This is a genomic window from Oxynema mangrovii CENA135, from assembly GCF_016632315.1.
Classification (GTDB): Bacteria; Cyanobacteriota; Cyanobacteriia; order Cyanobacteriales; family Laspinemataceae; genus Oxynema; species Oxynema aestuarii.
This window is the reverse complement of record NZ_JAEOXH010000002.1, coordinates 500,944-523,362: the sequence shown is the minus strand read 5'-3', so window position 1 is coordinate 523,362 and position 22,419 is coordinate 500,944. Positions and strand designations below refer to the sequence as shown.

16 protein-coding genes and 1 riboswitch are annotated in these 22,419 nt (G+C 53.8%); of the genes, 11 read left to right on the top strand and 5 right to left on the bottom strand.

The features are described 5' to 3' along the window. Nucleotides 1–258 precede the first annotated feature (258 nt). The 7 genes from JJD41_RS16015 to sds all read left to right on the top strand — a co-directional run bounded on the left by JJD41_RS16015 (nucleotide 259) and on the right by sds (nucleotide 12,868). A complete protein-coding gene (locus tag JJD41_RS16015; RefSeq protein ID WP_200668204.1) occupies nucleotides 259–3,660 on the top strand; it encodes a beta strand repeat-containing protein in 3,402 nt (1,133 codons plus the stop codon). Between the two features lie 218 nt (nucleotides 3,661–3,878). Further along, complete coding sequence (locus JJD41_RS16010; protein ID WP_200668202.1) at nucleotides 3,879–6,113, top strand: glycoside hydrolase; 2,235 nt, start codon at nucleotides 3,879–3,881, stop codon at nucleotides 6,111–6,113. Between the two features lie 35 nt (nucleotides 6,114–6,148). Then, nucleotides 6,149–7,045, top strand: coding sequence for a TIGR02587 family membrane protein (locus JJD41_RS16005; protein WP_200668200.1), 897 nt, complete (start codon nucleotides 6,149–6,151; stop codon nucleotides 7,043–7,045). After that, nucleotides 7,020–7,505: a TIGR02588 family protein gene (locus JJD41_RS16000; protein ID WP_370583862.1), complete on the top strand. Its 486-nt coding sequence runs from the start codon at nucleotides 7,020–7,022 to the stop codon at nucleotides 7,503–7,505. Before JJD41_RS16005 ends, JJD41_RS16000 begins: the two co-directional genes overlap by 26 nt. 602 nt (nucleotides 7,506–8,107) lie before the next feature. After that, complete coding sequence (locus JJD41_RS15995) at nucleotides 8,108–9,895, top strand: N-acetylmuramoyl-L-alanine amidase (protein WP_370583861.1); 1,788 nt, start codon at nucleotides 8,108–8,110, stop codon at nucleotides 9,893–9,895. Nucleotides 9,896–10,027: 132 nt separating this feature from the next. Next, complete coding sequence (gene murI / locus JJD41_RS15990) at nucleotides 10,028–10,945, top strand: glutamate racemase (protein ID WP_200668198.1); 918 nt, start codon at nucleotides 10,028–10,030, stop codon at nucleotides 10,943–10,945. Between the two features lie 951 nt (nucleotides 10,946–11,896). Beyond that, the gene (gene sds / locus JJD41_RS15985) at nucleotides 11,897–12,868 is read left to right on the top strand and encodes a solanesyl diphosphate synthase (RefSeq protein WP_200668196.1); all 972 of its coding nucleotides are present in this window, start codon (nucleotides 11,897–11,899) and stop codon (nucleotides 12,866–12,868) included. 75 nt (nucleotides 12,869–12,943) lie between these two features. On the opposite strand, the gene JJD41_RS15980 is transcribed toward sds, so the two are convergent. Then, the gene (locus tag JJD41_RS15980; protein ID WP_168570986.1) at nucleotides 12,944–13,435 is read right to left on the bottom strand and encodes a hypothetical protein; all 492 of its coding nucleotides are present in this window, start codon (nucleotides 13,433–13,435) and stop codon (nucleotides 12,944–12,946) included. Between the two features lie 94 nt (nucleotides 13,436–13,529). Between JJD41_RS15980 and hetZ the strand changes: the two genes are divergently transcribed. The 3 genes from hetZ (at nucleotide 13,530) to JJD41_RS15965 (ending at nucleotide 18,326) form a co-directional block, all read left to right on the top strand. Beyond that, entirely contained in the window at nucleotides 13,530–14,660 is a 1,131-nt protein-coding gene (hetZ, locus tag JJD41_RS15975) for a heterocyst differentiation protein HetZ (protein ID WP_200669228.1), read from the top strand. A gap of 44 nt (nucleotides 14,661–14,704) precedes the next feature. Next, nucleotides 14,705–15,880, top strand: coding sequence for a hypothetical protein (locus JJD41_RS15970; protein WP_200668194.1), 1,176 nt, complete (start codon nucleotides 14,705–14,707; stop codon nucleotides 15,878–15,880). Between the two features lie 103 nt (nucleotides 15,881–15,983). Beyond that, nucleotides 15,984–18,326, top strand: a complete 2,343-nt coding sequence (locus tag JJD41_RS15965) for a transglutaminase TgpA family protein (protein ID WP_200668192.1) — start codon at nucleotides 15,984–15,986, stop codon at nucleotides 18,324–18,326. Between the two features lie 9 nt (nucleotides 18,327–18,335). On the opposite strand, the gene JJD41_RS15960 is transcribed toward JJD41_RS15965, so the two are convergent. Together JJD41_RS15960 and JJD41_RS15955 are read right to left on the bottom strand one after the other, a co-directional pair. Next, nucleotides 18,336–18,716: a Mo-dependent nitrogenase C-terminal domain-containing protein gene (locus JJD41_RS15960; RefSeq protein WP_200668190.1), complete on the bottom strand. Its 381-nt coding sequence runs from the start codon at nucleotides 18,714–18,716 to the stop codon at nucleotides 18,336–18,338. An 83-nt stretch (nucleotides 18,717–18,799) separates the two neighbouring features. Beyond that, nucleotides 18,800–19,054 (bottom strand): hypothetical protein, encoded by a 255-nt coding sequence (locus JJD41_RS15955; RefSeq protein WP_200668188.1) that lies wholly within the window; start codon nucleotides 19,052–19,054, stop codon nucleotides 18,800–18,802. Nucleotides 19,055–19,101: 47 nt separating this feature from the next. On the opposite strand from JJD41_RS15955, the gene JJD41_RS15950 reads away from it, so the two are divergent. Further along, the gene (locus JJD41_RS15950; RefSeq protein WP_200668186.1) at nucleotides 19,102–19,614 is read left to right on the top strand and encodes a hypothetical protein; all 513 of its coding nucleotides are present in this window, start codon (nucleotides 19,102–19,104) and stop codon (nucleotides 19,612–19,614) included. A 199-nt stretch (nucleotides 19,615–19,813) separates the two neighbouring features. Here the strand turns inward: JJD41_RS15950 and JJD41_RS15945 are convergent, their stop codons facing one another. After that, entirely contained in the window at nucleotides 19,814–20,176 is a 363-nt protein-coding gene (locus JJD41_RS15945) for a hypothetical protein (RefSeq protein ID WP_200668184.1), read from the bottom strand. Nucleotides 20,177–20,279: 103 nt separating this feature from the next. Further along, nucleotides 20,280–21,557, bottom strand: coding sequence for a glycosyltransferase family 4 protein (locus JJD41_RS15940; RefSeq protein ID WP_200668182.1), 1,278 nt, complete (start codon nucleotides 21,555–21,557; stop codon nucleotides 20,280–20,282). A 144-nt stretch (nucleotides 21,558–21,701) separates the two neighbouring features. Further along, a riboswitch (cyclic di-AMP (ydaO/yuaA leader) is annotated at nucleotides 21,702–21,864 on the bottom strand. Between the last annotated feature and the right edge of the window lie 555 nt (nucleotides 21,865–22,419).

Genomic DNA, 22,419 nt, shown 5'->3' with positions numbered 1-22,419 from the left:
TGGCATGTAACAAGGAGGTAGGAGCGAGATTGCTCTTGCTTGCAGACTCTTACCTTTTCAAAAGGCATAGTATATTATGCCTGCAAGGGGAACAGCCCTCATCTTGTTGGAGTCTAGCGAACCAGAAAAGTTTTAAAACGCTTGTTGTAGCTAGAAATTCAACCTCGGGCATTCTTGCTGTTAACGTACCTAACATATTTAGGCTTCCGTGGATGAGCTTTCACAAGCCATACCTGTAGTGGTGGGAGAAATGGAAATATGACGACTTTAGGAACCTCCGGCAATGACTTTTTCGCCGGAAACTCAGGATTTGACGATTATCTGGCGCTCAATGGAGACGATACCATCTTCGGCAACGAAGGAGGGGATAATTTAAACGGTAACCAAAATAACGATGTGGTCGTTGGCGGTCCGGGCAATGATACGGCTCGCGGCGGTCAAGACAACGACCAAGTCTTCGGTAACGAAGGTGATGACCTCTTGTTCGGCGATCGCGGGAGCGATACCGTCGTCGCTGGAGAAGGAAACGATACCGTTCTCGGCGGTAACGGGATTAACATTACCGATGCGGACAACGAAAACGATTTACTTTTCGGCAATACAGGCAATGACGTCATGTTCGGCGATCGTGGAGCCGACATCATTTATGGCGGTCAAGATAACGACACCATTTATGGCGGCCAAGAAAACGACGAAATCTTCGGCGACCTCGGCGATGACTGGCTCTACGGCGACAAAGGCTCCGACAGCCTGACCGGAGGGGACGGGAGCGATCGCTTCACCCTCGGCAACGGGATCGGCGGACCCACCCTTGACGATGCAGACTGGTTCCTCGACTTTGTGAGCGGTCAAGACACCCTCCAACTGCTCGGCGATTTAACCTTCGACCAGCTCAACATCTTCCAAGGGACCGGCGACTTCGCCAACCACACCATCATCCAGCAGAACGTCACCGGGGAATTTCTCGCCATCCTGCGCGACGTCGATGCCACCACCATCACCGGACAACCCGGCTCGCCCCCGGCGCCGCCACCGCCGCCAGCAGTCACCGACCCGAACACTTTTCCCAACGTTCCGCCCCCGCCGGACGTGACTCCTGGCGCTCCCCCGCCCGTCGTTCCCCCGCCGCCGCCGCCGCCGGGAAGCATCAGCCTCGCTCCTGGAGTCACTCCCCAAGAAGCTGGCCCCGTTGCTGGAACCTTTGTCCTCTCCCGAGGCGGTGAAACGACCCAAGCCTTAACCGTCAACTACACCGTTGGCGGAACCGCCACCGCAGGCACCGACTACACGGCATTGAGCGGAACGGCGACCTTTGGTGTCGGCGAGTCTCAAGCAATTATCGAAGTCCCCACCCTCGACGATACCGACGTCGATGGGGGTGAAACCATCGACGTCACCATTGCTGCACCCACGGGTCTCACCATTGCCGGAGACGCAACTCAGAGCTTGACGATTCTCGATAATGAATCTTCCAGCATCAGCATCGCGGCGGGAGCCACTCCTCAAGAAGCCGAACAGGTCGCAGGGACGTTCGTTCTCTCGCGGGCTGGGGATGCCAGTCAAGAGCTTACCGTCAACTACACCGTTGCCGGAACCGCCACTGCAGGCACTGACTACACCGCATTGAGCGGAACGGCGACCTTTGCGGCGGGTTCTTCCCAAGCTGTCATCACCGTTCCCACCCTCGACGATGCCGACGTCGATCCCGGCGAGACCATTGAAGTCACCCTCACTCCCCCAGCAGGGTTGACAATTGACGGTGACGCGACTCAGACCTTAACGATCTTAGACAACGAAACTCCCTCAATTGCTTTAGAAGCAGCGACAGCACCTGCCGAACCTGCAACCAGTGCGACCTATACAGTCACCTTAAGTACGGCTGCTCCTGCTGGCGGGGTGACGATTCCTTACACGGTAGGAGGAACGGCCAGTGCCGCAGACTACACCGATCCCAACGGTGGAAGTCTCACGATCGCGGAAGGGCAGACCACGGGTACGATTCAACTCGATGTTGTTGACGATACGGAGTTAGATCCCAATGAAACCTTAGATGTCACTCTCGGCACCGTCGATGGTTACATCATTTCGGGGTCTCCCACGGTTTCTCAGACCATCACCGACGACGAACAACCCACGGTGACCATCGCCCCGAACGTTGCAGGTGCGGAATCCAATCCTCTGTTTACGGCGACTCCAGTTGATGGAGAATTCGTCCTCAGTCGTACCGGAGATCTCACTAATGCGCTGACCGTGAACTATACAGTTGGAGGCAATGCCACCGCCGGAACTGACTACACCGATTTTGGTACGAGTGTGACCTTTGCGGCTGGAGAAGCACAAGCGACGCTTGCCGTTCCTATCATCGACGATGCCGATATCGATCCGGGTGAAACGGTGACCGTGACCCTCGACGCAGGCGCGGATTATGCTCTCGGTGCCAACAGCACGGCTACCTTGAACATCATCGACGACGAGATTCCCGAAATCGGTTTCGATGCCGCCAACCCAGTCGTTAGCGGGGAAGAAGCGGGTGCAGTTGCGAGTACCTTCAATTTGACTCGCACGGGTTCGGCGGATCAACTCGCTGCCGCACTCACCGTGAATTATACATTCGGCGGTACGGCAACTGCAGGCACGGACTACGACAACACGGGCTTGGGAACGGCGACCTTTGCCGCAGGTTCTGATACAGCAACGATTACCGTACCGACGATCGACGATCTCGATGTCGATCCGGGGGAAACCATTGATATTACATTGGTTGCGCCTGCTGGATACAACATTGCCAACAATACGCCAACTGCAACGGCAACTATTGTTGATGACGACGCACCGACGGTAACGATTGCCGCAACCGATGCCAATGCCAATGAAAATGGCGATACAGGTGCGTTTGAGATTACCGTTGCTGCCGGAGCGGGTGTTTTCCCGGCAGGTGGGATTACCGTTGCTTATACGGTTACAGGAACGGCAACGGGTGGCACTGACTACGACAACACGACCGCCCCAATTGTAGCAACAGGAACCGTCAACTTTGGTGCTGCCGGAGCGACAGCCTTTACGGTCACTCCCATCGATGACGCGATTGGTGAGGGAGATGAAACGGTCATTATCACCTTGGATACACCAACTACGGCGTCGGGTTACAACTTAGGGGCAGCGACAACAACAACAATCACCATCGGCGACAATGATGGAACGGCTGGAGATGATGTCCTGACTGGTGGAGCCGTGGCTGGCGTTCTTGCAGGCGGCGACGGCAATGATAACATCACTGCGGGTACCGCAGGTGATATCCTTGTTGGCGGTAACGGTAACGACGTGTTGACAGGTGGTGCGGCTGCTGATTCATTCCGTTATAATGCCACGACTGAAGGAACCGATACCATCAACAACTTTACGGTCGGAACGGATAAGATTTCAGTGGCAACTGGAGCCTTTGGCGGTCTGGCGATCGGTTCTAATCCGGCTGCTGGTACCCAATTTATCTCAGGAGCGGGAACCGTAGCTGCCGATGGTGCAGGTGCTCCTCAGTTTATTTACAATACGACGACTGGCGAACTCCGCTACGATGCCGACGGTGTGGCAGGTGGCGAAGTGCTGCTCGCTACTCTGAATGGAACGCCAGCATTGGCTAACACAGATATCGAGTATGTCTAAAATTGGTGCAATCGGCGAATAAGCCATTGAATTAATTGAAGTTGAGGAGGTCAGCAAATGGCCTCCTTTTTTTACGAGTTTAAAGACTTAGCTGAGCTTAACCCGATCGCCCGACCGCAAATGTAAAGTCCCTTATCTAAAATCCGACAAATCCTCCCTGGGGGTGCGTTTTTCGATAGAGTGAACAGGGAAACCCGTTCGTTTCTCATCGGATACTTATGCCTCATCCACTCTACGTTGCGTTCATTTGGCACCAACACCAACCCCTTTATAAAAGTCGCATGGGCGGTGAGTATCGGTTACCTTGGGTGCGACTGCACGGAACCAAAGACTATCTCGATTTAGTGCTGTTGCTCGATCGCTACCCCAACCTGCACCAAACCGTCAACCTGGTTCCCTCCCTCATCCTCCAACTCGAAGACTACATCGCCGGAACCGCCTGCGATCCTTACCTCGCCGTCGCCCTCAAACCCGACGACCAACTCACCACCGAAGACAAACACTTCATCGTCGATCATTTCTTCGACGGTAACCACCGCACCTTAATCGACCCCCACCACCGCTACGCCGAACTCTACGAACAACGGCAAGAAAACGGGAAAAGTTGGTGTCTGGAAAACTGGACGCTGCAAGAATACGCCGACTTGCTCGCATGGCACAACCTCGCTTGGATCGACCCCCTCTTCTGGGACGATCCCGATATCGAAGTGTGGTTGAAACAGGGGCGCAACTTTAACTTAGAAGACCGCCAGCGCATTTACGCCAAACAGCGCGAAATCATGAGCCGCATCCTGCCCCAACACCGCCAAATGCAGGAAATCGGCCAGCTCGAAGTGATTACCAGCCCCTACACCCATCCGATTTTACCCTTGCTCGCCGATACGAATGCGGGACGGGTGGCCATTCCCAAAATGGAGTTACCCGAAAATCGCTTTCAATGGGCCGAAGATATTCCGCGCCATTTAAGAAAATCGTGGGAGATGTACTGCGATCGCTTCGAGCGATCGCCCCGGGGCTTATGGCCCTCGGAACAAGCGGTCAGCCCCGAGATTTTACCCCATATCGCCCGCCAGGGCTTCAAATGGATCTGCTCCGACGAAGCCATTTTAGGCTGGACCCTCAACCACTTTTTCCATCGCGACGGCGTCGGTAACCTCTACGAACCGGAATTACTCTATCGTCCCTATCGCTTGGAAACAGAACAGGGCGACCTGTCGATCGTCTTTCGCGACCACCGCTTGTCCGATTTACTCGGCTTCACCTACGCCACCATGAACCCGTATAAAGCGGCGTCCGACTTAATCGGTCACTTGGAGGCGATCGCCCATTCCCTGAAAAAACGCCAGAGTGAAAGCGTCGAAAGCGGTTTGCAAGACCCCTGGCTGGTGACGATCGCCCTCGACGGCGAAAACTGCTGGGAATTCTACGAACGCGACGGCCAAATCTTCCTCGACGCATTATATAGCACTTTAAGCGACGACGACGAGATCCAACTCGTCACCGTCTCCGAATTTCTCGATCGCTTCCCCCCCACCGAAACCCTACCGAGCGATCGCCTCCATAGCGGTTCCTGGGTCGATGGCAGCCTCACCACCTGGATCGGCGATCCCGCCAAAAACCGCGCCTGGGACCTGCTCGCCCAAGCCCGCGCCACCCTCGCCAAACATCCCGAAGCCACCGAAGAAAATAACCCCGAAGCCTGGGAAGCCCTCTACGCCGCCGAAGGGTCGGACTGGTTCTGGTGGTTCGGCGAAGGACACAGCTCGAACCAAGATGCGATGTTCGACCAATTGTTCCGCGAACATCTCGCCGCCCTCTACCAAGCCTTAAACGAGCCGATCCCCTCAGAAATCGAAACATCCGTCGAAGACCACGTACAACAAGGCGATCGCCGTCCTCAAAGCTTTATCCATCCCGCGATCGATGGCAAAGCCGACGAGCAAGATTGGGACAAAGCCGGACGGATCGAAGTCGGGGGCGCCCGAGGCACCATGCACCGCAGCAGCGCCATTCAAGGCATCTGGTACGGCGTCGATCACCTCAATTTCTACCTCCGTCTCGACTTCAAACGCGGAATCCGTCCCGGGAAAGACTGCCCCCCCGAACTCAATCTGCTGTGGTACTATCCCGATCGCACGATGCTCAACAGTCCGATTCCCCTTAAAAATCTCCCGGACTCCGAACCCCTGAACTACCACTTCCGCCACCACCTCGCCATCAACCTGCTCACCCGTTCCCTGTCCTTCCAAGAAGCGGCGGCCAACTTCCAATGGCACTCCCGCCAAAGTCGCGCCCAAGTCGGACTCGATCTCTGCTTGGAAATTGCCATTCCTTGGGCCGATTTACCCACCGAACCCGATTGGTTCTTGCATGTCCTGCTCGTTCTTTCTCAAGACGAGCATTATTGCGAATATCTCCCGGAAAATCGCCTGATTCCGATTCAAATGCCCTAACCCTAACGCGCGGCGATCGCCCCCGCCAGCCCTCCATGAAACCGCCATCCGTCTCCCCTATTTCTTCCCTGTGGTTACGAGAACTCAACGATCTCATTTGCGGGTCGTTGGGCGGATTTTTATTCGGCATTCCCTTACTCTATACCATGGAAGTTTGGTGGGTCGGTTCCTTTACCAAACCGTGGATTCGTTTGGGGGCGATCTCCTTAACTTATGCGGCAGTTTTTCTCTTCAACCGTACCGCCGGATTTCGTCATTACAAAAAATCCCCCATGAGCTGGCTCGATACCGCCATGGAAAGTATCGAAGCAATGGCGATCGGCTTTACTTGTGCCGCCTACATTCTCATTTTATTGCGGGAAATCAATCAAACCACGCCGCTCACTGAAATCTTAGGTAAACTGGTCTTTGAAGGATTGCCCTTTTCTCTCGGCGTCGCCTTAGCCCGCTCTTTTTTAAGGGGCGATCGCGACTCTTCTATTGCCGATCAAAAGACGATAAAATCGCCAACATCCTCCCAAACTTCTGCTAATTTCAACGATACTTTAACCGATATCAGCGCTACCTTAATCGGAGCGACTACCGTCGCCTTTAGCCTCGCTCCTACCGACGAAATCCCCATGTTGGCGGCGGCAACATCTCCAATCTGGCTGATTGCTATTATTATTTCTTCCTTGTTGATTTCTTATGGTATAGTTTTCATCGCTGGATTTATCAATCAAAACAAACGTTTTCAACACCGAGGCTGGTTTGAAAATCCCTTAAGTGAAACTTTATTATGTTATCTAGTTTCCCTGATCGCCAGTGCGATCATGCTCTGGTTCTTTCAAAATTTAACCTTTAGCGACCCTTGGAATGAATGGTTGCGCCACGTTCTCTTACTGGGACTTCCGGCGACCATTGGCGGTGCTGCCGGACGTCTGGCTGTATGAATTTATGAATTCTCAAGAGTTAAAAGATAGCGTCGAAGAAAGGCGATCGCCCGAACAAAGCGACGCCAAAAGTAACAGAACTAGAGGGCGATCGCTGCCGGAATGGTGTACGTTCGCGATCGCCTTATTCCTCGTCGGAACCGTAATCGGATTAGTGATTTACGACGGGCTGACCCAACCCGCCGATCCTCCTATTCTTTCTATTACATCCGAGGGGTTGATTCGCGAAGAATATGGCCAATTTTACGTTCCTTTTCAGATTGTCAATCGAGGCGGAGAAACCGCATCTTCGGTGCGAATCTCTGCCAAGCTTTTAGAAAAAGGAGAAATCCGAGAAAGCGGCAACCAACAGATCGATTTTCTGTCTCGGGGAGAAACAAAAGAAGGAGCGTTTATTTTTAGTTTAGATCCGAGAAAAAGCGATTTAATTTTAAGGGTGACGGGGTATCAGATCCCTTAACGGCAAAGGCGATCGCCGCTCGGGTCGTCAATCGTTAAACTTTGGGGGTGTTTGGGGGATAGTTTCGACCAATTTTTGACTAATTTTTGACCGATTGAAGCGGTTAAACGCAGTAAAAAGTAGAAAAGGATTAGAAAGAGGGCGATCGCCTCAATCGGAGCGATTGAAACTGGAGTCGAAACGCCTCCGGCGTCGCTTCGCTATCGGGTGTTATTGACCCTGTAAATCGAGTATCCCCAATACGGGTCAGGAAAGTTGAGTCGGTTGCCTGCTTTTTGAGTCGAGTTCGCAAAACATCGGCTTTGAGTTGTTAAAATCGAGCGAATCCCCTCTCGATTCGAGTGCAAAACCCGTTCGCAACCTGCTGGGACGATCTAAAATCGAGGGTCAGTGCCTTCAAACACGGAGGATTTTAACAAGTTGTTGAGAACTTCCCGATCTCTCGGTCGAGGTCTAGCAGCGTTACGCGATTGGCTCAAAACTGAGGACGGAGTTAGACAGGCGCGGGAATTAATCTGAAATCAAGAGAATCAAGGGATCCGGGAGCGAAGTATTGAGAACTTATTTACAACAGATAGAAGATCTCCAGAGGAGTAAATAGGGTGAAGTTGCGCGTATGTTCATGGCTGCTACCGACGGCGATCGCCGTATTGTTGCTGTCGTCTCCGGCGAATGCGGCGAGGCTGGAATCGTGGCGTTTCGATGCTAACGAAAACCGACTCTACTTTACAACCCAAGGGGGAGTCCAACCCAAGGCTCAATTGATTGCCAATCCGACGCGCTTGACGATCGATTTACCGGGAACGACCCTGGGACGACCGTTACAGGAACAGGCGATCGCCAAACCGGGTTTTGATTCGATCCGGGTGGGACAGTTCGAGTCAAATATCACCCGCTTGGTGATCGAATTGAAACCCGGCTATACCCTCAACCCGCAAGCGGTTAGATTTCACGGCGATTCTGCCAGTGAGTGGGTGGTCGAACTGCCCGATCCCGAACCGATCGCCAATCTGTCCGATGGTGGGTTGAACGGGGGAAATCGCGGCGCCCCGTCGAGTACGGGGGAAGGAGGCGCGGGACGGGTTGAAAATATTCAAGTGACCCCCGACGGCTTGTTTATCCGGACCCAGGGCAATGTCGCCGCCGTCGAAGTGCAGCACAGCCGCGATCGCGCCCAAGTCTACATCGACGTGCGCGGTGCGACGATTTCGACCCAACTGCGATCGCGCCAGCAAATGGTCGCCCGTCATGGGGTCAAGCGCTTCACCCTCTCGGAAACGAACAATTCTCCCCCGGTCACCCGCCTCACCTTAGAACTGGAGAACCCGGAGGCCCAGTGGGTCGCCAGCGCCAGCAATCTCGGCGGGATCGTCCTGCTTCCCCAAGATCCGAGCGCCGCGATCGCCCGAGGATCGTCTTCTTCGCCGCCGTCGGTCCCAAGCGATCGTCCCGTGACGATTCGCTCGATCGACTTGGAAAATAGCGGGTCGCAACTGTCGATTCGTTCGGACGGTCCGTTCACCTACAGCAGTGGCTGGGATCGCTCTACGGGAGTCTATCAAATCACGATTCCCGGCGCTCAGTTAGCCTCTGGCGCCAATCGCGCGGAGCGTTTTCCCAACAGTTCGTTATTGTGGGTTCGCCTCAAGCAAGCGGATCCGGAAACGGTTCAAATCCTCGTGCAGCCTGCGGCGGGAGTGCGGATCGGAACTTTAACTCAGTCGAGTCCGGAAATGCTCTCCCTGGCCTTGGAGCGATCGTCAACAACCCTCAATCCTCCCAACCGCGATCTGGCGAATGCTCCCTCAAACCGTCCTTTTCCTGCCCCAACGGCTCAAAACCGTCGCGAACGCCTGGTGGTGGTTATCGATCCCGGGCATGGGGGTCGCGACCCCGGCGCGATCGGGATCGGCGGCTTACAAGAAAAAAATATCGTTTTGCCGATCTCCCAACAAGTGGTCTCGATTCTGGAACAAAACGGCGTTCAAGCGGTGATTACCCGGCGCGACGATCGCGAAATCGATCTGGCCCCGCGCGTCCAACTGGCGAATCGGGTCAATGCGGATATTTTTGTCAGCATTCACGCCAACGCGATCGATATGAGTCGCCCTGATGTCAACGGGATCGAGACGTATTATTACGCCAGTGGCGATCGCCTCGCGCGCACGATTCACAACAGTATTTTGCAAACGACGAGAGCGGGCGATCGCGGTGTTCGTCAAGCGCGGTTTTACGTCCTCCGACACACGGCGATGCCTGCGGTTCTGGTAGAAGTCGGGTTTGTGACCGGAGCGCGCGACGCTCCTCGTTTGGCTGACCCGGCTTACCAGCAGCAAATGGCTTCCGCAATCGCCCGGGGTATATTACAGTACCTTCAACAAAATCGTTAGTCTGTCCTACCCCGATCGCGGTTCGATCGCGGCTCGCGATCGCCAACGACTTGTTTTTCTAAACCCTTGTCAGAATCACCTGTGTATAATCTGTCTGCCTCCGATCCGACTGTTACGAAGGGCGATTGTTCCATGCAAACCGATTTCTCCTCTCTCTCCCCCGACCCCCACAACCGACCGACCGCCTCGGAAGACGCGCGCTCCGCGTTTGCAGGTTCGGCGCCGGAACGCGCCAAAATTGGTATTTTCGACAGTGGCGTGGGCGGCTTAACCGTTTTGAGAGAACTCTACAGACAATTGCCCCACGAATCGATTCTTTATTTTGCCGATACGGCCCGCCTACCTTACGGCAATCGCTCTCAAGCAGAAATTATCCAGTTCGTGCGCGAGATCCTGCACTGGATGGTTCCCCAAGGCATCAAAATGGCGATTATGGCCTGCAATACCAGTTCGGCCCTCGCCCTGGATGTGGTGCGATCGGAATTTGACTTGCCGATTTTGGGGTTGATTTTGCCCGGCGCCCGCGCTGCAGTCAGTCGGGGTCGGCGGATCGGCGCGATCGCCACTCCCGCCACCGCCGCCAGCAATGCCTACCGTCGGGCGATCTGTGAAATGAATCCAGACGCCAGAGTTTGGCAAGTCGGCTGTCCCGAATTCGTCCCCCTGATCGAGCGCAATCGCATTCACGATCCGTACACCATGGAAGTCGCCCGAGAATATCTCGCCCCGTTACAAGAACAACGGATCGATACCCTGGTTTACGGTTGCACCCATTATCCCCTCTTGGCTCCGGTGTTTAAAACGATTCTGCCCCCCTCGGTCGCTTTAGTAGACCCGGCGGTTCACGTGGTCACGGCGGCGGCGCAAGAGTTGGAAATGTTAGGGATACGCGAAACCCTCCCGGCCCTACCGACGCGCTTTTGCGTGAGTGGCTCCCCCGAAGAGTTCGCCCGACGGGCGGTTCCCTGGTTGGGCTGTACGCCTCTGGTGGAAAAAATTTGTTTGCCCAGTGTCGAACAGCAGCCCTTACCCGTGGAAGCGGTGGAGTAGGCACCTCCGGACTGAAAAAATCGCTCCGTATTCCTACGAGAATACGGAGCGATGGGGTTGTCTGGGGAGTCGTCTGGAGATGGCTGTCGCCGTGGACTCTGCCGACTCCTCGGACTGACGGCGGTCAACGGGCTAGGGACGAGAACTCGATCGCCTCGACGTGCGCCCTACAAATGTCAGTAATACGTAAACCGTCAGCAAATAACCCGTGGCAAGAATTGGAATAATCAAAGGCATATCGAGATAATTCATAGTACGGCCAGAAGGTGAATGCGAGGGAGACGGGTTAACAGACAAAGCCATACACAAGCCAGACGAAGGCGATCGGCATTTTCGGCGAGCGGGTGCGCGCCCCTGCTCGGCTACGAGAAAACCGACCAGAACGGCAGCTCTGGAATGGTTCTCATCGGTTGATGGTATCGGAGCGAACCGTCCGGACTCAGGCCGACGTAGCCCGAGCGCGGACTGACCGAAACCGTTGGCTCGCTTGTCTCTGGCGATCGCCCGCTCGCGATCTCGACCCTCCCCCTCCGGGGAATCTTCCCCCGACCCGAGCCTCACCACCAGGATTGTCGTTACGAAATCGTAACCGTCTCGGATCGATAGAGTTTGATAAGTCGCCAACGCGCCACATACTCAGGCGCCCGCCAGCTAAAAACGTATCTTGCTTTACACTTAAGCTACAACACCCACTTGCGGTCTTCAAGGAAAACCCCGTCGTGTCGTGCCGCTTTATGTATGGAATTGTTTAAATTCTTAACTCCTACCCTATCACAAGATCGGCTCGTTTTGGAGTCCCCCAGCCCCTATGCTTAACAATTCTTTACAATCTCCGAATGAGTCTCTGGCATGGATTTTGACGATATTTTTTCGATAAAACTTTCCTATCCGAGAGGCTTCGCTTAGAATATATGTAAAATTTCGTAAATTTACGCCCGAGTCGGCCTATCCATGACGTCAACCACCTCCCTCTTTTCCCCGGTTGAAGCAGACCTGAGGTTGCTCACAGAGAACCTAAAAAATCTGGTCGGGGCCCGCCACCCGATTTTGTACGCTGCCGCAGAACATCTTTTCGGGGCGCGGGGAAAACAGGTGAGACCAGCGATTGTCCTGTTACTCTCGAAAGCCACCCTGCTCGATCGCGAAATCACGCCCCGTCACCGTCGCCTGGCGGAGATTACCGAAATGATCCATACCGCCAGTCTCGTCCACGACGACGTTGTAGACGAATCGGAAGTCCGGCGGGGAATTGCCACGGTTCACAGCTTGTTCGGCAATCGGGTCGCCGTCTTGGCGGGAGACTTCTTGTTTGCCCAATCCTCTTGGTATTTGGCCAACTTAGATAATTTGGAAGTGGTCAAATTACTGTCCAAAGTGATTATGGATTTGGCCGAAGGGGAGATCCGGCAGGGGATGAATCGATTTGACACCGAGTTGTCCATCGAGGCTTACCTGGAAAAGAGCTACTACAAAACGGCTTCGCTGATTGCCAACAGTTCCAAAGCCGCCGGGATCTTAAGTGAGGTCGAGCCGGAAATAGTCGAAGATCTCTATGAGTACGGACGACATATCGGCTTGGCCTTTCAAATCGTCGATGATATTTTAGACTTCACCAGTTCGAGCGAATCCCTGGGCAAACCCGCCGCGTCGGATCTCAAAAGCGGTAATTTAACCGCCCCGGCTTTATATGCCTTGGCCGAAAAACCTGCCTTAGCGGTGGCGATCGAGCGCGAGTTCGCCCAAGAAGGGGATTTAGAGCAGGCGATCGCCCTGATTCACGATTCCACGGGCATCGAGCAAGCTCGCAAACTGGCAACCCACCATGCTAAACTGGCCGTCGGACATCTAGAGTCCCTTGCCGCTTCCCCCGCGCGTCAAACCTTGATAAAGCTTGCTGATTACGTCGTCAGCCGCCTGTATTAGGGGAAGCGAATGCATCCTGAGAAATCCCGATTGAGAGCTTCTCAAGGGCGATTTCTGGGAGTTTGAAACTCAATTTCAGGCCAAATCAGGCGGCAACTGACTCTCTTGAGGGCTACTTCTCTTTTGGAGATGTTTTTGGAGTTCGGCGCGGATCGACTGTTGAAGGGTTTCGCGGCTGACTTCAATTCCGGTGGAGAAGTCCCCGGGAGTTTCAAAAAAAACGAGACTATCTACCGCATCAATGGCTACCATTTGAAACAAAATGTGAGTCACGGGTACGGCTACGGCAATCGTTCCCGCATCTTTGGGAGCGATCGCGTGGTTAGTCGCGTCCTTGAGTGAAGGAAAAGCATAAATCGCGCGTTTCTCTACATCGGGGTGGGCGCGGTTGCTCAAGGTCGTCACGACCCAACGGGAATCTAAAGATTGCAACAAGTAATATTCCCGATGCCGTAACTGTCCCGCCACACTTTTGAGAACGGGTGCGATCGCCGCGACAATTCCAGGCGTTTTACCGTCTTGGGGTGCATTCTCAGTGAGTAGCTGAATTTGTTGGTTTAAATCCATTGCGATATTGATTTTGGCTGGACGTCTTTTTCTGAGTTTAGCCAGAGTGTTGCCCGCATCTAACCGGGGAACAGTCGCTAGCTATTTAGTCATCATGGCGGAGATCGAGAGGGGCGTGGAAGATATTTTTGAGCTGCTATTTACAGAACTCCAACAGTCTACACGAGCGTCAGAGGCGAATTGCCGGGAGGTGAGCGAGCGCATTGCCGCCGAAGTCGAGCGGATTTGCCAGCAGAGCAAACGCATTCAAGCGTCCGGGGAAGTTCGCACCTGGGCGATCGCCCTATCCAGACACCGCCTCCAGCAGTGTTTGAACTACTACAAACTCGGCTCCCAAGCCGGGCGCATCGATTTACACAGCACCCTCAGTGCAATTGTCTACCGTTACATCACCCCTCCCCAAGTTCAATCGAGCTACCAAGCCCGCTTGAACCTAATTGAAGATTTTTTACAAGGATTTTATCTCGAAGCCCTCAACGCCTTTCGGCGCGAAGCCCAACTCGAAGCCACCTTTTCCCCCTCGACCTTACTCGAACTGGCCGAATACATGGCCTTTACCGAACGCTACGGCAAACGGCGGATCCCCTTACCCGGGGGGCGCTCCCAACAGCTCATCGTCCTGCGGGCCCAGACCTTTTCCCAACAACAACCGCCCGAGACGATCGTCGATATGGAGCAAGCCGCCGAGGGCGCCAGCCTCGATTCCGATCGCACCTGGAACGACTCCTCCGTGCAGCAAGTGCGCGAAGCGATGGTCGATCCCGATTCCCTCTCTGCCGAAGATTCCCTGCGCGAAACCGTCATTCAAGAACTGATGACCTACCTGCAAAATCGCGACCAGCAAGATTGCGCCGACTACTTCGCTTTAAGATTGCAAGACTTGCCCACCGCAGAAATCGAAGAAATTCTCGGCTTGACCCCGAGGGAAAGAGATTACTTGCAACAACGATTCAAATATCACTTGATCCGCTTTGCCCTTTCCCATCGCTGGGAACTCGTCCACGAGTGGCTCGAAGCCGACTTAGACCATAACCTCGGCCTCAGTCCCAGTCAATGGCAGACCTTTCAAGAAAAAATCGGTCCCGAACAAGTCAAACTGCTCGAACTCAAACAACAAAACTTACCCGAAACGCAAATCGCCCAAGCCCTCGGCTGTACCCTCAACCAAGTTCAAAAACGCTGGTTTAAACTGCTTGAGGTAGCCTGGGAAATTAGAAACCATTAAGGTTCCGGAAAACGTGCATTTACAGATGAATAGGGGGTTAAGACATGGAATCGAGGGACGCCGAAGCTTTTGAGCGCATTCAACACTCCAAAGCTTTACAACAGCAACTCCTTGAATGGTTGCTCTCAGACGATCGCCACCCGGTCGAGTTATCGCCGCCGGGGACGACCGCCGCGCACCACTCGCCCCTCGGAGTGGAGCGCACGGCGACGGACATCGACCGCCCATTCGATCCGCTCGATTCAGAAGCGTTCGACGATTTCCTCTCGGGTCCGGGCGACATCGAGGCGGGGATCGCGAACCCTGACGAATCGCCTCTCGGAGGAATTCGACCACATCAACCAGGAGAGATACCTGCCGTGCAAGACCGTTTTTACGCGCTCGTCAAGCGCAGATTGCAAACCGAAATCCAGCACCACCTTCCCCTGTTTCCTTGGGAAAACGAAGTGCTAGACTACGACGCTGAAACTTCAGACTTATCCGTCGCCCAACAAGTTCCCGATCGCCTGTGGACGGCGCAATTGGAACGACTCAACTTACCCGTTACCCTGCCCCCTGCCGTATTGACCCGCATTTTCGAGCAGTGTCGCGGCTTGGTGCGCTCCTCCCTGCAAGACGGACTCAAACTGGTGCGGGCCGTTGAAGATCTCTTTCCCGAACAAACCTACACCCTGCATCACCTCGCCGGAACCCTTATAGTCGCCGGAGCGCCGCAACGGAGTACCGACGCGATCGATCGCCTCTCCCAAGCGGCTGCGGACTTTCCCGAAACTTACGAAGCCGCCAGTCCCACCCAACAAATGGTGATGTCCTTAATGGTTGCTCGCGAAATAGTCGGCAATTTAACCTTTTCCGTGCGCGCGGGCGACCCTCCCGTCCAACGGCAGTGGCTGACCGGGTACGGCACCCTCGAACTCGACGTCGAGTATACGCGGCGCGATACGCCGGAGGCGTCGCGAAGCGATCGCCCGTCAACGGCGCCGACCTCCAAAGCCCCCTCGTGCTTGCGCGTCGCAGCCGACTTACCCTGTGGTGGCCGTTTGACCCTCGAAAAAGAGCGCACTCAAGCCAGCAACTGCCGCAGCAATGCCGGATCGTTGAGTGTCGAAGTACACGACGTCCAACCCCATGAAAAATACTTTTTAAAAGTGGAATTGGACGATCCCGACAGTCAACCCTTAATTTTCACGGTTTATCCCCTCGACAATTTCCGAGCATGAGACGGCACGCTTTTGAGAATGGATTAAAGTAGGAAGGAGATCGGCGCACTGCTGATTTTTTCCTTCCTTTTCAATCTGTTCCCCTCGCGACTGCTTCCTTCTCATGTCTCACTCATCAGGGATTTGGCATCTGTTGGACTTTCGAGGCGTTCGCCGTCTGCGACAGAAGCTCGCCGCCTTGCCGCCTCCGGTTCCGGAACACTCGATCGCCTTGCGCGTTCTCGTCCAAACCCTCGTCATTGTCGGCATTATCGCCACGGACATCGCCGCTCAAACTCAAATGAGCTTCTGGGCGATTCCCCTCAGTATTCTCGGGGCCGTCTGGAGTTGGTACCGACGCGACAAACCCGATATTCCCGTCAAATTCGTCCTCGCGATCGCCATGTTGCTCGTGTTGGGGGCGTTTTTTAATCGCCTGATTCGCGAACTCAACGACACGCGAGTCGTTTTAGCCGAACTGCTGATTCGGATCCAAATTATCCATAGTTTCGACATTCCCCGACGCAAAGATTTAGGCTACTCGATGGTCATCGGCCTGATTTTACTCGGCGTCGCGGGAACCTTGAGCCAAACCCTCGCATTTGCGCCGTTACTCTTGATCTTTTTAGCCCTCGCCCTGCCGACCTTAGTCCTCGACTATCGCTCGCGCCTGGGGTTGACGCCCTTATCCCGGCGAGGGGAAAGCCGCTCTCAACCTCGCCAAACCCTTTGGCAACGCTTGAGTCGGGATCTGTCTCCCAAACGCTTGGGCGTCTTTTTATTGGTGACCGTCAGCTTGGGGTTGCTCGTGTTCGCCCTTCTGCCCCGCTTTCCGGGTTACCAACTGCAAACCTTTCCCGTGAGCTCCGAAATCGAATTTGAAGGAGAGTTCGACGGTCGCAGCATTGTCAATCCCGGTTACGCCCGCAACGGTCGCGGCGATGGCGAAGACTTCGGGGAAGGTGAAGGGGGCGACGAACCGGGGGAAATGGATTCGACATTTTACTACGGCTTCAATTCCCGAATCAATCAGAACCTGCGCGGTCAGATGGAACCGAAGGTGGTGATGCGGGTGCGATCGCAGGCTCCCGGATTTTGGCGGGTTTTAGCTTTCGATCGCTACACCGGAAAAGGATGGGAAATTTCCCGCAACGACGATGTTAGAACCCTCGATCGTCCGGGCTGGTCTTACCAATTTCTCATCCCCCGAGACGCTCGCAGTGCGGGGACTGGACTGGCTGAAATAAGCCGGGTGGTGCAGAGTTACACGGTTGTTTCTGACTTACCCAATATCATTCCGGCGCTGTTAGAACCGCGCGCCTTATATTTCCCGACGCGAGAAGTGGCGCTCGATCCGGAAGGCAGTTTGAGATCGCCTCTGGGACTGCTCGAAGGACTGACCTACACGGTTATTTCCGAAGTCCCTCACCGCGATCGCACCGCGTTGGGTAACGCCCCGAAGGATTATCCGCCGAGTATTCGCGACTATTATCTCGACGTTCCGGCGCCGATTCGCGATCGCGTGCGTCAATTGGCACAAGAGATTTTACAAACCTCTCCCAATCCTTTAGATAACCCTTACGAACAAACCCTCTATCTCGCCCAATATCTCAAACAAAATTATTCCATTCCCACCGACCCGTTTGGCTTGCCCTTTTTTGATGAAAACGAGGATTTAGTCGAAAGTTTCCTGTTCGAGCAACAAGGCGGTTACCCGGATCATTTTTCGACGGTCTTGACCGTGATGCTACGCTCGATCGGAATTCCGGCCCGTCTCGCCGTCGGTTTCGGTCCGGGAGAGTTCAACCCCTTTACCGGACTCTACGTGGTTCGCAATACCGACGCTTACGCCATCACCGAAGTCTGCTTTCCTCAATACGGCTGGTTTGGCTTCGATCCGATTCCCGGTCACGAATTAATTCCCCCCTCCGTGGAAGAATACGAACCGTTTGGCGTCTTGCAGATGTTCTGGAAATGGGTAGCGGGGTGGTTACCGTCCCCGGTGACGGGTTTGATTCAAACGGTGGTTTCCGCAGCGATTGGCGGAATGTTGCGCTTTGCGGCGTGGTTGTTGCGCCTGTTCGGTCGCGGTTGGTTGGGGGTGGTTTCCGGGTTGGTGGTCTTTTTAAGCTTTGGGTTGCTCGGTTGGCTCGGTTGGAAGGGCTGGAAATGGTGGCGCTACCGTCGTTTTCTGGCTAAATTACCGCCGTTGGAGTCGATTTACCGTCAGATGGTGGATACTCTCGCGCGGGAGGGGTATCCCAAAAATCCGGCTCAAACGCCGTTCGAGTACGCCCGTCAGTTGCCGCCTCACTATCCGGAGGAGCGTGCGGCGGCGATCGCAGAAATTTCGCAAGCTTACGTGCGCTGGCGCTATGGCGGACGGCAGGAAAATCGCGATCGCCTCTCGCAGGTTTTGAAACGCTTGCAACGACCCCAGAAAGGCGATCGCCCCTCGGCGCGGTAAGCGGGTAGTTCAGCAGTAAAGGCTAATATCTTCGCCGCATTCGTCGGCTAAGTAGCACAAGGCCCGAAAGCGAAGGGTGACGACTTCTTCGTACAGGGGATTGAGTTTGCACATCGGTGGGATGTGAAAGAGGACTTTACCGCCGATGTGTATGTCTCTTTCAAAGGGACATTGTGCGGGGATGTGTTGGCAGAGCCAGTGGGCCATCTGGCGATCGCGGATTTCGAGGCGATCGAGCCAGCGCCGTAAAGGGTGCCAGGGATCGAACCCGGTGGGTCTGGGAGCCGCCGGGATGGCGGTTTTGGTGGTGGGGTTCGATTGATTGAATTTCCAGATTTTCGGCCAATTTGCAGAAATCAGATCGTGTATGGTATATTCCAATACATTCATCTGTCCGCTCCTCTGTTGTAACTGAGTGCAAAGCACTTGTTGCAATCTACTCGGTCGATTTCTGTCAACCCGGAAGGCTCCTTTCAGAATCTGTCGCCTTCGCGTTCGGGAGGTTTCAAAATCGTCCGTTTTGGCGATCGCAACAAGAGAATTGCTGCATCTGGATCGATCTTGACCCACGGATTCGAGGTCGCGGATGATGTCGATCGCGCGATCGGATAACTGGGTTCACTGGAACAGTGCGATCGCGATCGCTGCACGGGCAGATCGTCCGGACAGTTCATGCTGGAGAGGGAGGGCGATCGGACTTGGCGAGTGGCAAGCTGTGGGGGTGCCACGATCGCCGTTCGTCGGCGGTCGATAAGCTGGAAATTGCAATATTGTCATGAAGCCTGTACCGTTATCCGCTTTGCGAATCAGTTCGGCGTTCGTTCTCAGTGGTTTGTTAGCCCTGTTTCACCCCAACTCGACACCGGGATTGGAAATGGCGACCGAACGACCGGGGGAAATGGATCTCCCCGAGTATACCCTCGATGGAGTTATTGTCGTGATGTCGCCGAGTTCGGGGGATCCTTGTGCGACTTCTGGGGAAGGGGCGATCGTTGCAGGTATGCCGATTTGGCTTGAAAATAGTGATGGCAAAGCGATCGCCCGAGGGACGTTAGGGGAGGGTCAGCCGCGATCGTTAACGCCCTACAATTCCGTGATGGTCTGTCATTTTCCTTTTAAAATTACTGGGATTCCCAAGTTACGCAGTTACGACATTAAAATCGATCGTCAATCGACATTTCTCTACGGTCACGACCAACTCGAACAGAAAAATTGGTACATTGAATTGACGTTTATGGATCCTTCCTTTTACGAGCAGTTCCCGGCGGCGACGGCGGGAGAAAATTAAGCATTTATAGCCCTCCCCAAACAGTTGGAATCGTAAGAGGATAGAAATTCATCTCTATGCTTCAGTAGGTAAAGTCTTCGGCGGTTGCATTCTTTCCAAGGGAATGAGTCGTGGAGTGAGTCGGTACATAAACACAAGAACGACACTCAGATCGGATCGTTCTCTCAATTTCTGAACGTCGCCCCTTCAAAAGCGATTTTTAAGGGCGATTTCTCAGTTTGCGGATCTTTTGTTTGGCGACCCATTCAAAATGCTTGCTCAACCCTCTATCGGCGAGCAATAAATCGAGAGAGGCGAATTCTTTGGCTAAAGTCATCTCGTCGTAGAGGTCGTGAATGCCATTGTGGCAAAGCCGACAGATATCGAGACCCCGATTTAACTCGTCTTTAGAGTAATTTTTCTTGAAAAATTCGCGCCGATGAACTTTACGAGGAATTAGATGATGGAAGGTTAGATAGCATTCTCGCTGACAAAGCGGACACAGACCAAATTTTTCGCGACGGTTGGGTTCCATAGTCGGCGCTAGGCGATCGCAAACGTTGTAACCTGTATTGTAGTACATTTTTATAGTCGCTCAAAAATATCAAAAATATAAAAAATATAGGGGCAATTCGCAAATCGCCCCTACATTCAGATTCATCGATTCATTCAACAACCCATAGAGATTATGCAGCGATCGCCGATTCGGGGACGTGGATCGATTCCGTATCGGCGATCAGTTGGCTGTAGGTATGGGCCAAACGAGTAGCGACGCTATCCCAACTGAACGCCAATTCGACGCGCAACCGTCCGGTTTTACCCAGTTCGTCGCGCCATTGCGGGTCTGCGAGGATGCGATCGATCGCCTCGGCAAATTTGGCGTCATTTTTCGGGGGAACGAGTAAGCCGTTGACCTCGGAAACGACGGTAAACTTGAGTCCGCCGACGTTGCTGGCGACGACGGGAGTCGCACTCGCCATCGCTTCAATGGCGACTAAGCCAAAGGGTTCGTAGTGACTGGGAACGACGCAGACATCGGCGGCGGAGTAGTACAGGTGCAGGTCGTCTTTACCCAGACGTCCGGGGAATTCGGCGATCGCCTCTAAACCGAGTTCCTTGACGATACCGTCAATGCGATCTCGTTCGATTCCGTCACTCTGTCCGGGACGATACCCGCCACCGATAATCAGTTTGAGGTTACCATCGCGATGCTGCGATCGCCCGATCGCGCGCACTAAGGTTTCGATCCCTTTGCGGCGGTCGAAGCGTCCGACATAAAGCACGACTTTCGCATCGCGATCGATCCCGAGTTGTTCCCGGGCCGTGGCGCGATCGATCCGTCCGAAACGGTGGATATCGGTGCCGCAGGGAATCACTTCGATCTCGCCTTTGTGTGATACTAAAGTCCGCATGTGCGCTTCTTCCTGCGGGCTGGTGGCGACGATGCGATCGGCGTTTTCGAGACACGCTTTTTCGGTTTCCAAGCGGGTCGAGGCGATCGCGGGTAATGTTTCGACAGCTTTATACTTAACCGCGCCGAGAGAGTGATAGGTGTGAACTTGAACTAAATTATTGTGGCGTTTTTTCAGTTCCATTCCCACCCAAGAAGACAGCCAATAGTGGGTATGAACTAATTGATATTCAATTCCTTCTTGTTGTTGAAACCCTTGGAAAGCATCCACAAATTCCGGCAAACATTCAAAGATTTCATCGCGACTGATGAATTGTTGCGGTCCGGCGTTCAGGCGAATCGTGCGGCAATTTTCGCGGTGAGTGACGATCGCCTTTTGGTCGGGACTGGTTCGCCGCGAGAACATATCGACTTGCCATCCGAGTTCGGCTAAAGCCAAGCCGACTTGGAGGACGTAAACGTTCTGTCCTCCTGCTTCTTCTTTACCGATTTCAACGGCGGGGTCTCCGGTGACGGAGATTAAAGCAATTCGTTTGTTTTTGTTGTTAAACATTGTTTATTTTTTTACCTCATGCCTGACAATCTTTCTCGAAAAACGGCGATCGCCCTCGATGAATGCAATCGGTCGCTTCGAGACGGGCTGAGGACACTGATGAGAAACGCGCGCGATCGTTCAAACCTTTACAATGGCGTTCTTTCAGTCTCCTCTCAATGCCGACGGAGTTAGCTGACGGGCGAGGACTGAGAGATGTCCCTTTTCAACTGGTCAGTTATTTTGTCACACTTTTGTGAATGACTCGTGAATGACTCGTTGAAAATTAGCCCCGATACTGGTTCCCCCGCTTCGGCGTTTCACCTGGAGAAAATCTCGTTATTTTATTAAAGTTTTTCTCCGGTATTGTTACGCCGAATTAGGCTGACTTATTCGAGCTGACGTTATTTAATATATCTCGGTCGCGTTTCCGGTTCAATATATCCCGAGTGGGATTTTTTCGAGGGGTAAAAATCAATTTCATCTATCTAGGGGTAGATTTGTGACTCTTCTTCTAGATAGATTTACACCGACGCGCGATCGCCTCTAGCCCATGGTTGCGGGAGTGTTCGGGAGATCTCGACGCGATCGCACTCAGGAATCGGGGGAGATCGGACTGGAAGTCAATCTACCTCTTTACTAACCGCATCAATTTCTATTTAAAAGCATCATTATTAGCTTCAATAATTTTTACTCAAGCCACGACCGACTCGACAGTCAACCTCAGTTTGTAATTCTCTGTTGAAAATGAGTATAAAAATACTCTGTTTTTTATAGAGGTTCAGCAATTTGTAAGTTTTAAATCAAATATTCCAAGCAGAACCATCGAGAAAGCTTTCTACAGCGCTCGGGCGATCTGATGAGGTACAGTGCCGATCCCCCT

Excerpts from the sequence above, each read along its gene's own strand:
- JJD41_RS15980 (WP_168570986.1), bottom strand. The coding sequence starts at position 13,435 with ATGGATTTAAACCAACAAATTCAGCTACTCACTGAGAATGCACCCCAA.
- sds (WP_200668196.1), top strand. The coding sequence starts at position 11,897 with ATGACGTCAACCACCTCCCTCTTTTCCCCGGTTGAAGCAGACCTGAGG.
- JJD41_RS15945 (WP_200668184.1), bottom strand. The coding sequence starts at position 20,176 with ATGTACTACAATACAGGTTACAACGTTTGCGATCGCCTAGCGCCGACT.
- murI (WP_200668198.1), top strand. The coding sequence starts at position 10,028 with ATGCAAACCGATTTCTCCTCTCTCTCCCCCGACCCCCACAACCGACCG.
- JJD41_RS15950 (WP_200668186.1), top strand. The coding sequence starts at position 19,102 with ATGAAGCCTGTACCGTTATCCGCTTTGCGAATCAGTTCGGCGTTCGTT.
- JJD41_RS15970 (WP_200668194.1), top strand. The coding sequence starts at position 14,705 with ATGGAATCGAGGGACGCCGAAGCTTTTGAGCGCATTCAACACTCCAAA.
- hetZ (WP_200669228.1), top strand. The coding sequence starts at position 13,530 with ATGGCGGAGATCGAGAGGGGCGTGGAAGATATTTTTGAGCTGCTATTT.
- JJD41_RS16005 (WP_200668200.1), top strand. The coding sequence starts at position 6,149 with ATGAAACCGCCATCCGTCTCCCCTATTTCTTCCCTGTGGTTACGAGAA.
- JJD41_RS15965 (WP_200668192.1), top strand. The coding sequence starts at position 15,984 with ATGTCTCACTCATCAGGGATTTGGCATCTGTTGGACTTTCGAGGCGTT.
- JJD41_RS15960 (WP_200668190.1), bottom strand. The coding sequence starts at position 18,716 with ATGAATGTATTGGAATATACCATACACGATCTGATTTCTGCAAATTGG.
- JJD41_RS16010 (WP_200668202.1), top strand. The coding sequence starts at position 3,879 with ATGCCTCATCCACTCTACGTTGCGTTCATTTGGCACCAACACCAACCC.
- JJD41_RS16015 (WP_200668204.1), top strand. The coding sequence starts at position 259 with ATGACGACTTTAGGAACCTCCGGCAATGACTTTTTCGCCGGAAACTCA.
- JJD41_RS15940 (WP_200668182.1), bottom strand. The coding sequence starts at position 21,557 with ATGTTTAACAACAAAAACAAACGAATTGCTTTAATCTCCGTCACCGGA.